Raw genomic sequence first — 12,368 nt, forward strand, 5'->3', positions numbered from 1 at the left:
AGAAGCAAGGTGGGCAATTATGGCGAAAGATCTAGTGAGGACACCTGAAGACGTATTCGAAATGGTTGCGTCTTATATGAATGCCGATCATGTTGATACGATAAAACGGGCATACCAAGTGGCGCTTGTTGCCCACGAAGGACAATTCCGGAAATCCGGTGAACCTTATATTGTCCATCCGGTTCAAGTCGCCGGCATACTGGCCGAACTGCAAATGGATCCGGCAACAGTGGCTGCAGGTTTTTTGCATGACGTCGTGGAGGACACGCCGGTCAGCCGGGAAGACATCGTCCGGGATTTTGACGAAGAAGTGGCGATGCTCGTTGACGGCGTCACCAAACTGAGCAAAATCAAGTACATGTCGAAAGAAGAGCAACAGGCGGAAAACCACCGAAAAATGTTTGTCGCCATGGCGCAGGATATCCGTGTCATTTTGATTAAACTGGCGGACCGGCTGCACAATCTCCGGACGCTTAAATACCAATCGGTTGAAAAGCAGCGCATGAAAGCGAACGAGACGCTGGAAATTTTCGCGCCGATTGCGCATCGCTTAGGGATCAATACGATCAAATGGGAGTTGGAAGACACAGCGCTCCGTTATTTGAATCCGCAGCAGTATTACCGCATTGTCAATTTGATGAAAAAGAAACGCACAGAGCGGGAAGCTTATTTGAATAATGTCATGGATGAAATTCGCAACCAGCTCGACGATGTCGACATAAAAGCGGATCTTTTTGGGCGTCCAAAACATATTTACAGCATCTACCGCAAAATGGTGCTGCAAAACAAGCAGTTTAACGAAATTTATGATTTGTTGGCTGTCCGCGTCACAGTGGAAAGCATCAAAGACTGCTACGCTGTGCTGGGCATCATCCATTCAACATGGAAGCCAATGCCGGGCCGGTTCAAGGATTATATCGCCATGCCGAAACAGAACCTGTACCAGTCGCTCCACACCACGGTCATCGGTCCGCAGGGCGATCCGCTGGAAGTGCAGATCCGTACCGAAGAAATGCACCGCATCGCGGAATACGGAGTTGCGGCGCATTGGGCGTATAAAGAAGGCCGGAAAGTCGATATGCCGAAAAATACCGTAGATTCCCGCTTGACGTGGTTCCGGGAAATCCTTGATTTCCAGAACGAATCGGACAACGCGGAAGAATTCATGGAATCGCTGAAATACGATTTGTTTTCGGACATGGTCTATGTGTTCTCCCCAAAAGGCGATGTGATCGAAATGCCGGCGGGATCCGTGCCGATCGATTTTGCTTACCGCGTCCATTCGGAAATCGGCAATAAAACCATCGGCGCCAAAGTGAACGGCAAAATGGCGCCGCTGGACACCGAACTGAAAACCGGTGACATTGTGGAAATCTTGACTTCCAAGCAGTCATTTGGCCCAAGCCGCGACTGGCTGAAAATCGCCAAATCGACACAGACGAAAAACAAGATCAAGCAATTTTTCAAAAAGCAATTGCGTGTCGACAATGTCCAAAAAGGCAAAGAATTGATCGAAAAAGAAATCAAAGCACAGGAATTTCCGGTTAAAGAAGTGCTGACAAACGAAAACATCAAACGCGTCTGCGAAAAATTCAATTTCGCCGGAGAAGAAGATATGTATGCAGCAGTTGGTTTCCAAGGCATCACTGCCCAGCAAGTGGTGAACCGCCTGGCGGAAAAGCAGCGCAAAAAGCGCGAGCAGGAAGAAGCCATCGAAAAAATTACGGTGGAAATGAAATCCAATGCACCGGCAAAGCAAACCGAATCCGGCGTTATTGTGCGCGGCATCGACAACATGATGATCCGTTTGTCGCGCTGCTGCAACCCGGTACCGGGCGATAGCATCATCGGCTTTATTACCAAAGGGCGCGGCGTTTCCGTGCACCGTGCGGATTGCCCGAATGTGCAGTCCAACCAATCCGACCGGCTGATACCGGTTGAATGGGAAAATGCCGGCGCACCGGACAAAAAAGACTACCATATCGACATCGAAGTGGAAGCTTACGACCGCACCGGCTTGATCAATGAAGTGATGCACATGGTCAGCGAAACGAAGACGACGATCACCGCTGTCAGCGGCCGGGCGAATTCGGACAAAATCGCGACCATCAACATGACGATCATGATTCCGCATATTTCGCATCTGAACCGGGTGGTCGAGCGCATCAAGCAGATTCCGGATGTCTATTCGGTGAAACGTGTTACGAACTAAGGAGGACTTATGCGAGTCATTTTACAGCGATCCAAACGAGCAAGCGTGAAAGTGGACGGCGCGGTGACGGGAGCCATCGATTCCGGCTATGTCCTGCTCGTCGGCATTACGCATGAAGATACAGAAAAAGACGCCAAATATGTGGCAGATAAAATTGCCGGCCTTCGGTTGTTTGAAGACGAGGAAGGCAAGATGAACCATTCGATTCTGGAAAACGGCGGGGACATCCTGTCCATTTCCCAGTTCACGCTTTACGGCGATGTGAAAAAAGGGCGGCGCCCGAGCTTTATCTCGGCGGCGCGCCCTGAAGCCGCTGAACCGCTTTGGGAGTCATTCAACGACGCATTGCGGAATAACGGGCTGACAGTCGAAACCGGCGTGTTCGGCGCTATGATGGACGTCGAGCTCGTCAATGACGGCCCGGTGACGATATTAGTGGAATCATAAGAAGAAAATCGGTACAGGGGAGTGTTTCCTGTACCGTTTTTTAGTTGCGGAAGAGTGGAGAATTGCCTTAGCAAGGATTTTACAAAAAAACAGCCCGGGAGATTTTCTTCTCCCAGGCTGTTTTCGATTAGTTTTCCAATTGTGCATCAAAATAGTTGACGATGCCGGTGTACAGACCGAGTGCCGCTTGTTCCTGGAACTTCGACGCCGTCACAATGCGTTCGTCGTTGAAATTGCTCAAATAGCCGAGTTCAATCAGGACGGCCGGCTGCTTGTTTTCGCGCAGCACGAGGTAATTCCCTGCCTGGACGCCGCGGTTGCGAAGCTCGATTTTGCCGGCTAAGCCCGAATTGATGGCTGCAGCGAGCGGCTCCTGGAATTCATGCAGATAATAAGACGTAAATCCGGAAACGCTGCTGTCATCCGTCGCGTCGTAGTGAAGGCTGATAAAGGCATCCGCTCCGACTTGATGAGCCGCAGATACGCGCTTGCGCAAGTCGACGTACGTATCAGATTGGCGCGTCAGCACCACGTCCGCTCCAGCAGAGCGCAAATGATGCGACAGTGTCTCAGCCGTCTGCAGCGTCAAATCTTTTTCCAGAGTTTTGCGTGCGCCGACTGTACCGCCGTCATTGCCGCCGTGGCCGGGATCGAGCATAATCGTCAAGCCGTCAAGCGTGCCTTTCTTGCGGTCGGGTTTCTCTTTTTCTTCTTCCGTTGCGTCCGCTTCGCCGCTTGTTACGACCCAAGTCGCGACATAAGCCACAGTGCCGTCCGGCAACGAAACTTTGTACCAGTCGCCGCTTTGTTCGGCAACTTGCAGTTTATCGCCGGCATCTGCACGGCTTACCACGCTTGAAGAAGTGGAAGGCTCGGAGCGGAGGTTGGTGCCGTTTGTAATGACGGTCACGCTTTTAGCATCTGACTTTGCCGTTTCTTCGACAGCACTTGCAGACTCATCGGACAAATGGCCGTGGAAGGCATAAACCCATCCGGTTTTCTTTTCGGAAAGCTGGATTTCGACCCAATTATCTTTGGTTGATTTGACCGGGAACACTTCGCCTTTATTGACACTCTTCTGAACTTTCGAGCTGAGATCCGGTTTTTTGCGGACATTCAGAACATCCACTGCAATTTCAAAAGAAGCGGCTTCAGCAGTTGCCGGTGCCGGCTTTTCCGCTGTCTGTTGGGACGTGCTTATGTATTGTTTTGACACAAATCCACGTGTGTTCTGAAAATCCACTTCTACCCAGTCGCCAGCTTCACTGATGATTGTTGCCTGGACGCCGGCATTCATTTGCGCGAGCACAGAAGCGGAGATGTCTGGCTGCGCACGGACGTTCAGACGGTCGACGCTTGCAACAGCAGTGACGCCGGAAACTTCCGCAGTTTCGGATGCCGTTCCAGACGTCAGCCAGGAAGCGATCCATCCTTGTTCGCCGCCGATTTCGATTTCGAGCCAGTCGCCGCTTTGTGACAGCGTTTTCACCGTGTCGCCTTTGGCAAATTCGCCGATCACGCCGTAAGAAAGGCCGGGGCCAGTGCGCACATTGACGGTTTCGCCGGTAATCTCCACATCGCCTCCTGCAGCAAATGCGGGATCAGCCGCGGGGGCCGGAGAAATTCCGGAAAACATGAATATGAATAAAATAATGGCAATAAACCACTTGCGGTTCATCTAGCACCTCCTAAAATATACACCTCTTAGTATTATGAAAAAAAAACGGCCATTTGTCAAAAAAGGTTGACAAGGTTTGGGGCAGTCCTTAAGATTAAGATTATTATACTTATATACATTTGCCGATGACGAAGAAAGTAATTGCAAGATTGGCTGAAAAGAGAGGGGAAGTCCTGGGCTGTAAACTTTCCTGCAGGGATCTGTAATGAAAAACACTTTAGAGGCTTTTTTCTGAAAGGCGCCGCAAGCGCTTATTAGGAAGGAACGGAACCGGCCGTTACCCGGAATGAGAGGGTGCCGTCTTTTTGGCATCAACTAGGGTGGAACCGCGGAAGCTGATATTAAAAGCTCTCGTCCCTTGCGCAAGCAAGGGGCGGGGGCTTTTTTGTATGGAAAAATGGAGGAGTGGAAAAAATGGGCAATAATATTCAAGCACCGCGTGGCACATACGACGTGCTGCCGGACCAGTCTGCCAAATGGCAGGAAATCGAAGCGAAAATCATTGAACTGTGCAACCTTTACCAATACAAGGAAATCCGCACACCGATTTTCGAGCACACGGAATTGTTCCAGCGCGGCGTCGGCGATACGACGGATATCGTGACAAAAGAAATGTACACATTCCAGGACCGCGGCGACCGCAGTTTGACGCTCCGCCCGGAAGGCACCGCATCTGTCGTGCGTTCATTCGTGGAAAATAAATTATTTGGCTTGCCGGACCAGCCGGTGAAATTGTTCTACACGGGTCCGATGTTCCGCTACGAACGCCCGCAGGCAGGCCGCATGCGCCAATTCGTGCAATTCGGCGTGGAAGCGATTGGCTCCAAAGATCCGGCGATTGACGCTGAAGTCATTTCACTGGCGATGGAACTTTACCGTTCCGTCGGGTTGAAGCGACTGCGCCTCGTATTGAATTCGCTTGGCGATACGGAAAGCCGCATCGCACACAGAGAAGCTTTAGTAAAACATTTTGAACCGCGCATCAACGAATTTTGCAGCGATTGCCAGACGCGCCTTGAGAAAAACCCGCTCCGCATTCTTGATTGCAAAGTGGACCGCGACCACCCATTGATGGCGACTGCGCCGTCTTTGGCTGATTACTTGAACGAGGAATCACAGGCTTATTTTGACCAAGTGAAAATGTATTTGGACGAACTTGGCATTGAGTATGTCATCGATCCGAACTTGGTACGTGGCCTGGATTATTACAACCACACCGCATTTGAAATCATGAGCGATGCGGAAGGCTTCGGCGCCATTACGACGCTTTGCGGCGGCGGCCGCTACAACGGCCTTGTCGAGGATCTCGGCGGACCGGAATCGCCGGGCATCGGCTTTGCGATGAGCATCGAGCGCCTGCTTCTGGCGCTGGAAATGGAAAAGGTGGAAATCGGCCAGTCGCAGAACCTGGAAGTGTACGTGATCGCCATGGACGAAGCATCGAAGAAAAAAGCATTTGGCATCATCAGAGAGCTTCGCTCGAACGGCATTTCAGCCGATATGGATTACACGGGCCGGAAATTGAAAGCCCAGATGAAATCGGCTGACCGCAAAGGCGCGGGCTACGTCATCGTCATGGGCGAGACGGAAATGGCAAGCGGGCAGGTAGCGTTGAAAGAAATGGCGACAGGCGAACAGCAGACCGTTGCATTCGCAGAAATTGCCGGAACGATTACGAAAAAGAAATCATTGGAGGAATAGATATGTCGAGATCGCATTATAGTGGAGAAGTCAACGAAGCAGTTATCGGGCAACCCGTATCATTAAAGGGATGGGTGCAAAAACGCCGCGACCTTGGCGGATTGATTTTTGTGGATGTCCGCGACCGCAGCGGCATCGTCCAAGTGGTTTTCAACCCGGAAATTTCGGAAGAAGCGACGAAAGTCGGAGAAACCTTGCGCAATGAATTTGTTGTGCATATCGAAGGACTGGTTGTGGCGAGAGCAGAAGGCCAGATCAACCCGAATATGAAAACCGGAAAAGTCGAAGTGCAGGTAACAAACGCCAGCATCATCAATGCGGCGAAAAACCCGCCGTTTGCGATTGAAGACAATACCGACGTCAATGAAGACTTGCGCTTGAAATACCGCTACTTGGATTTGCGCCGTCCGGCGATGTACGAAACTTTTAAAATGCGTTCGGATATTACGAAATCGATCCGCCGTTTCCTGGATGAAGAAGGATTCCTGGAAGTGGAAACGCCGATCCTGACGAAATCGACTCCGGAAGGCGCGCGTGATTACTTGGTGCCAAGTCGCGTCCACGAAGGCGAATTCTACGCGCTTCCGCAATCACCGCAATTGTTCAAGCAAATGCTGATGGTGTCTGGCTTCGACAAGTACTACCAGATTGCCCGCTGTTTCCGCGACGAAGACTTGCGTGCAGACCGCCAGCCGGAATTCACGCAGATCGATATGGAAATGAGCTTCAAATCGATGGAAGAAATTCTGGAAATGAACGAGCGCTTAATGGTCCAAATGATGAGCGACGTCAAAGGCCTCGACATCGAACCGAAATTCCAGCGCATGAGCTATAACGAAGCAATGGACCGTTTCGGCTCCGACAAGCCGGATGTCCGCTTTGGCCTGGAACTGGTCAACGTTTCCGATTTGGTGAAAGATTCTTCGTTCAAAGTGTTCTCCGGAGCGGTTGAGGGCGGAGGACAAGTCAAATTGATCAACGTCAAAGGCCAAGCAGCCAACTACTCACGCAAAGACATCGATGCACTCGGCGCATTTGCAGCAGTTTACGGTGCCAAAGGGCTTGCGTGGTTGAAAGTGGAAGAAGACGGCGTGAAAGGCCCGATTGCAAAATTCTTCGAAGGCGATGCAGCCACTGCGTTAACAGAACGTGCAGAAGCGGAAGCGGGAGACCTTCTGTTATTCGTAGCCGATTCTTCTTCGGTCGTAGCAGATGCACTTGGTGCTTTACGCCTGAAGTTCGGCAAAGAACTTGGCCTGATCGACAACTCGCAATACAAATTTCTTTGGATCACGGACTGGCCGCTGTTTGAATACGATGAAAAAGAAGGGCGCTATTTCGCGGCTCACCACCCGTTCACAATGCCGTTTGAAGAAGACTTGGGCATCTTGACGACGTCGCCGGAGAAAGTGCGCGCACAGGCGTATGACCTTGTCTTGAACGGTTATGAGCTAGGCGGAGGCTCGCTGCGCATCTACCGCCGCGACATCCAGGAGAAAATGTTCCAGATGCTTGGATTTACGGACGAAGAAGCCCGTGCCCAGTTCGGCTTCTTGATGGATGCGTTCGAGTACGGTACGCCTCCGCACGGCGGGATTGCATTTGGCCTCGACCGTCTCGTTATGCTTCTTGCAGGGCGCACCAACTTGCGCGATACCATCGCATTCCCGAAAACAGCAAGCGCCAGCGATCTTCTGACGGATGCGCCGAGCCCGGTTTCCGAAACGCAGCTTGAAGAATTAAGCTTATCGGTCAGTGTTCAGAATAATGAAAAAGTACCAGAGTAAAGTTCTTGTGCAATTAAAAAAGGTGTGCTAACATACAAGTAGTAGAGAATCCTGATGTGTTCGTTTTAAGCTATTCAGTTTTGACCCAACATTTTGTCGTCGGGAGACCGGATTTCGTCATGGCTAACATGCCTCTCAGGGGAAGTTATAAGTGATGGAGAGGTCACCCACCTGCTAGAAGCGGGTTCAAAAACGATATGCAACACAAGGACGGCACGATTGGGATTCTCCATTATTTTAACTTTTCGCCCTCCGGCAATTTGTCGGGGGGTTTTTAATTGTGTATAATTCCTAGTATATCTCTCAACTTTCAATGTGAAGGGCAGGAAAATCATGTTACATCAATTTTCACGAAATGAATTAGCCGTGGGCAAAGAAGGAATCGAATTATTGAAAAACACGACTGTCGCTGTGCTGGGTGTGGGCGGCGTGGGGTCATTCGCCGCTGAAGCGTGTGCACGCAGCGGAGTCGGCCGCATCATCCTCGTTGACAAGGACAATGTCGACATCACCAACATCAACCGCCAGCTGGTGGCCAACCTTTCAACCGTCGGCCAGTCCAAAGCAGAAGTGATGAAAAAGCGCATTGCTGATATCAACACCGAATGTGAAGTGATTTCTTTACATATGTTTTATACGGAAGAAACGTTTGAGGAATTCTTCAGCTACAACCCGGATTACGTCATCGACGCATCCGACACGATGATCTACAAAGTCCACTTGATGCAGGAATGCTACAAGCGCGGCGTGAAAATCATCTCCAGCATGGGCGCGGCGAACAAAACCGATCCGACGCGTTTCCGCATTGCGGACATTTCCAAAACGCATACCGATCCGCTCGCCAAAATCATCCGCAAAAAATTGCGTGAAGCGGGAATCCGCAAAGGCATTCCGGTCGTCTTTTCCGATGAAAGCCCGATTGTCATCCGCGAAGACGTCGTCGGAACCGTCGGAAAGCCGGATGCAGCGATCCGCAAAGCGAAAATGCCGCCAAGCTCCAACGCCTTTACACCGTCTACGGTCGGCTTGATTTGCGCGAGCTGGGTCGTCAACGACATCACCCGCGAGATTCCGATCGAACGCGTCAGAAATAATTAATGGAAAGCCGGCTCACAGGTGGAGCCGGCTTTTGTGTGCCGAAATTGGCTGAACGCGCATAAATTTTTCTAAACGCGCATAAATTTCGCCAGACGCGCATAAATCCGTCTGACTCCCTACCTGTCAAGTAGACACGAGTTTATCGGCGTTTTTTCTCATATGCGATTATAGACGGAGAGCCGATTTCGCTTCCGTCCGAATTTCTTCGAGCCTAAAAACGCTTCTCAAAGTGGCTATTGATTAAGTGCGCGGTTTAAGCGGCCCGTGCTTGTAAATTGCGGTATGTAACCGGTGACGCACCGAGTTTCAGTTGCGGTCGTGTCTCGTTATAATACGTGATGTAGGCGGCTACTGCTGCGCGCATTTGGGCTGCCGTTTCAGGCACAGTGAAACCGGGCATTTCGGTTTTGAGCTTGCCAAAAAAGCTTTCAATCGGCGCATTGTCCCAACAGTTGCCCCGACGGGACATTGACTGGGTCAGTTCCATTTTTTTCAGGAGTCCTTGATAGCTATGGCTGGTGAACTGGATGCCCTGATCACTGTGGAGAAGGGCTTCTTTCTCGAACCCGCGTGCTTCCAACTGACGAACGGCCTCCAGGACAAAATCCACATCCAGGGTGTCGCTGATGGTGTAAGCAACGATTTCGTTATTGTATAGATCCAGAATTGCACATAAGTAGATAAAGTCCCGGAATGGCTTTTTCACTTCCAGGTAACTGATATCAACGGAAAACTTGAGACCCGGTCGCATGGCCTTGAAGTTCCGGTTCAGGAGATTATCGATAACCGCATGGCCGCTTCCGGCAGGACGTGGCTTTCGGCGTGCTGTCTTGAGCGGCATGCGATACATTTCCCGCATCCGGCGGATGCGTTTGAGACTGACGATATGAGTGTATACATTCTCGAGCTCCAGCTTAAACCGTTCGTGACCCAAATTCCCACCATGGGTGACGTAGAGCGAAAGCATCTGTTTTAAAAGCGCTTGGTCCCGTTCCGTTTGCGACTGCGCAGGGTCTTTTTTCAGCCGTTTGTAATAGCCCGCGCGGCTCAGGTTCTGGACTATGCCAATGAGCTCTGTAATCGGGAACCGGTTCTTGTGCTCTTCAACGAACACAAAGTCGAGGTCGATCGGTTTCACTCCTTTCGGAGCGCAATAAGCTTTTTTAAGTACATCACTTCAAGCTTCGTGCGTTCCAATTCAGCTTTGGTAATTTCCAATTCTGTTTTCGCGTCTTTGCCCGACTCCCGTGGCCCTCTGCGTTTTTCACGAAGCACCTCAAAAGACTTGGCTTCCTTCACCAGCCGCGCCCAGTGCCGGATATTGGCAGGGTTCTGAATCTCCAGGAGGGGGGCTAATTCGTTAACGGATCGTCCTTCAAAGTACTGTTCTACCGCCTGCTTCTTGGTTTCATAGGTATAGCTTTTTCGTGTGTTCACAGTCATCACTCCTTGGTTCAAGTTTGAAGGAACAATAAACTATTTGTCTACTTTTGGTTCATTGTCTCAGTCTGAACGCGCATAAAAACGGATTGCCAAAAGAAAAGGCGCTTTTCGCCAGCGACAAGCCATCAAAAAAGCCGTTTCCAAGGATGGAAACGGCTGCTGTTCTATTTTTTCTTTCGGAATGACTTCAATTTCTCGTAAATGCCGGCAAATTTCTTTTCAGAGCCGGCAATGACGGGCTGGTAGTAATCCGTCGACTTCACTTCTTTCGGCAAATAATCCTGGTCGACCCAGCCGCCGAATGAGCCGAGCGGCGTGTCATGCGGATATTTATAGCCGCCGTGGCCGAGTTCAGCGCTTCCGGCGTAATGGGTGTCTTTCAGGTGCGGCGGGATGTCGCCGGTATCGCCTTTATTGATCGCCGCGATGGCCGCGTCAATGGCTTTGTATGCCGAATTGGATTTCTCCGACAAGCACATCTCTGCGACTGCCTGGGCGAGCGGAATTCGTGCTTCCGGCAAGCCGAGGCGGTCGGCCGCCTGGCAGGCAGCAAGCACATGGGCGCCGACTTGCGGGTTGGCGAGGCCGATGTCTTCGTAGGCCATGACGAGCAAACGGCGCGTCACGGCCGTCAAATCGCCATTTTCCAGCAGATGCGCCAAATAATACATCGCTGCATTGACGTCGCTGCCGCGCACGGATTTTTGCAGCGCCGACAGCAAATTGTAGAAATGCGAGCCTTTTTTGTCGCCGAAGACGCCGACGCGTTTAATCATCTGTTCCACCATCTGGTCTTCGACGATGTATTTGCCGTCGCGCTCGTCTGATGCCACCACAATGGATTCAAGCATCGTCAGCGCTTTTCGGGCATCGCCGTTGGTGCCTTCTGCAATGCGTTCAACTTGCGCAGGGGAGATTTCGATCGCGTAATTTCCAAGCCCGCGCTTTTCGTCGCTCAACGCGTTTTTCAGGAGCTCGACGATGTCTTCATGCGTCAGCCGCTTTAATTGCTTAATTTCGCCGCAGCGGGAACGGATGGCCGGGTTGACGTCGTGGAACGGGTTTTCCGTCGTCGCGCCGATCAGTACAATTGCGCCGCTTTCGACATGGGGCAAGAGGGCATCCTGCTGGAGTTTATTGAAGCGATGGATTTCGTCCAAAAACAGCAGGACTTTGCCGGTGATGCGCGATTCGGCGACCACTTCTTCGACGTCTTTTTTGCCGGAAGTTGTGGCGTTCAAGGCGATGAACGGCAATTTCGACGTGCCGGCGATGGCGTGGGCAATCGACGTTTTGCCGATTCCCGGGTCGCCGTAAAGGAGCATCGAAGGCACATGGCCGTTCTGGATCATTTTATACAACGCCGTATGCGGTCCGATTACATGTTTCTGGCCGACCACTTCGTCGATCGTCCGCGGACGCATACGAAAAGCTAAAGGTTCGTTCTGCAAAGTAAGGACTCCTTCCGTACATTCGTTCTATCAGTATAGCGTTTCACGAAATAAAAGTCATTGCAAGTCCATTTTGCTGAGTTATGATATACTATTTTGAAGAATAATTGGAAACTGATTCAGGGGTGTAAAGATGAAAATATCAACAAAAGGCCGCTACGGCTTAACAATCATGATCGCGCTCGGCAAACAATACGGCGAAGGGCCGATTCCGCTCCGCAAAATTGCAGCGGAATACGATTTATCCGAAGCTTATTTAGAACAGCTAGTTGGGCCGCTGCGCAATTCCGGCCTCGTGAAAAGTGTGCGCGGGGCATACGGCGGCTATATGTTGACCCGCCATCCGAAAGAAATTTCAGCGGGCGACGTCATCCGTGTTTTGGAAGGGCCGATCCAGCCGGTCGAAGGCATCGAAGACGAAGCCCAGCCGCAGCGCGAGCTATGGGTGCGCATCCGGGACGCGGTCAAAAACGTCTTGGACACCACGAGCATCGAAGATTTAACAAAAACACAGGACAACGATAACGAAAACTACATGTTTTATATATAAG

10 protein-coding genes, 1 other RNA gene and 1 other annotated feature are annotated in these 12,368 nt (G+C 51.1%); of the genes, 7 read left to right on the forward strand and 4 right to left on the reverse strand.

The window, feature by feature from the left end:
- Nucleotides 1-19: 19 nt before the first annotated feature.
- Nucleotides 20-2,212 carry a RelA/SpoT family protein gene (locus tag QWY22_RS07970; RefSeq protein WP_300983878.1) on the forward strand — a complete coding sequence of 731 codons (2,193 nt, stop codon included), beginning with the start codon at nt 20-22 and terminating at the stop codon, nt 2,210-2,212.
- A 9-nt stretch (nt 2,213-2,221) separates the two neighbouring features.
- Nucleotides 2,222-2,659 (forward strand): D-aminoacyl-tRNA deacylase, encoded by a 438-nt coding sequence (gene dtd / locus QWY22_RS07975; RefSeq protein WP_074510960.1) that lies wholly within the window; start codon nt 2,222-2,224, stop codon nt 2,657-2,659.
- Nucleotides 2,660-2,786: 127 nt separating this feature from the next.
- Here dtd and QWY22_RS07980 read toward each other — a convergent pair whose 3' ends face one another.
- Entirely contained in the window at nt 2,787-4,337 is a 1,551-nt protein-coding gene (locus tag QWY22_RS07980) for an N-acetylmuramoyl-L-alanine amidase family protein (RefSeq protein ID WP_300983880.1), read from the reverse strand.
- A 116-nt stretch (nt 4,338-4,453) separates the two neighbouring features.
- Nucleotides 4,454-4,699: a binding site (T-box leader), on the forward strand.
- A gap of 52 nt (nt 4,700-4,751) precedes the next feature.
- Here QWY22_RS07980 and hisS point away from each other — a divergent pair.
- The 4 genes from hisS (at nt 4,752) to QWY22_RS08000 (ending at nt 8,923) form a co-directional block, all read left to right on the forward strand.
- A complete protein-coding gene (gene hisS / locus QWY22_RS07985; RefSeq protein ID WP_300983881.1) occupies nt 4,752-6,038 on the forward strand; it encodes a histidine--tRNA ligase in 1,287 nt (428 codons plus the stop codon).
- Nucleotides 6,039-6,040: 2 nt separating this feature from the next.
- Nucleotides 6,041-7,825, forward strand: a complete 1,785-nt coding sequence (aspS, locus tag QWY22_RS07990) for an aspartate--tRNA ligase (RefSeq protein ID WP_300983882.1) — start codon at nt 6,041-6,043, stop codon at nt 7,823-7,825.
- A 45-nt stretch (nt 7,826-7,870) separates the two neighbouring features.
- Nucleotides 7,871-8,055, forward strand: a non-coding RNA gene (gene ssrS / locus QWY22_RS07995) — 6S RNA.
- Nucleotides 8,056-8,158: 103 nt separating this feature from the next.
- Nucleotides 8,159-8,923 carry a tRNA threonylcarbamoyladenosine dehydratase gene (locus QWY22_RS08000; protein WP_036806347.1) on the forward strand — a complete coding sequence of 255 codons (765 nt, stop codon included), beginning with the start codon at nt 8,159-8,161 and terminating at the stop codon, nt 8,921-8,923.
- Between the two features lie 253 nt (nt 8,924-9,176).
- Here QWY22_RS08000 and QWY22_RS08005 read toward each other — a convergent pair whose 3' ends face one another.
- The 3 genes from QWY22_RS08005 to QWY22_RS08015 form a co-directional block, all read right to left on the reverse strand.
- Nucleotides 9,177-10,061 (reverse strand): IS3 family transposase, encoded by an 885-nt coding sequence (locus QWY22_RS08005; protein WP_300982077.1) that lies wholly within the window; start codon nt 10,059-10,061, stop codon nt 9,177-9,179.
- A complete protein-coding gene (locus QWY22_RS08010) occupies nt 10,058-10,360 on the reverse strand; it encodes a transposase (protein ID WP_300982078.1) in 303 nt (100 codons plus the stop codon). Before QWY22_RS08010 ends, QWY22_RS08005 begins: the two co-directional genes overlap by 4 nt.
- 170 nt (nt 10,361-10,530) lie before the next feature.
- Nucleotides 10,531-11,817 carry a replication-associated recombination protein A gene (locus QWY22_RS08015; RefSeq protein ID WP_300983883.1) on the reverse strand — a complete coding sequence of 429 codons (1,287 nt, stop codon included), beginning with the start codon at nt 11,815-11,817 and terminating at the stop codon, nt 10,531-10,533.
- Nucleotides 11,818-11,950: 133 nt separating this feature from the next.
- Here QWY22_RS08015 and cymR point away from each other — a divergent pair, with 133 nt between their 5' ends.
- Nucleotides 11,951-12,367, forward strand: a complete 417-nt coding sequence (cymR, locus tag QWY22_RS08020) for a cysteine metabolism transcriptional regulator CymR (protein ID WP_300983884.1) — start codon at nt 11,951-11,953, stop codon at nt 12,365-12,367.
- The last annotated feature ends 1 nt before the right edge of the window (nt 12,368 follow it).

It is taken from the genome of Planococcus liqunii, assembly GCF_030413595.1.
GTDB lineage: Bacteria > Bacillota > Bacilli > Bacillales_A > Planococcaceae > Planococcus > Planococcus liqunii.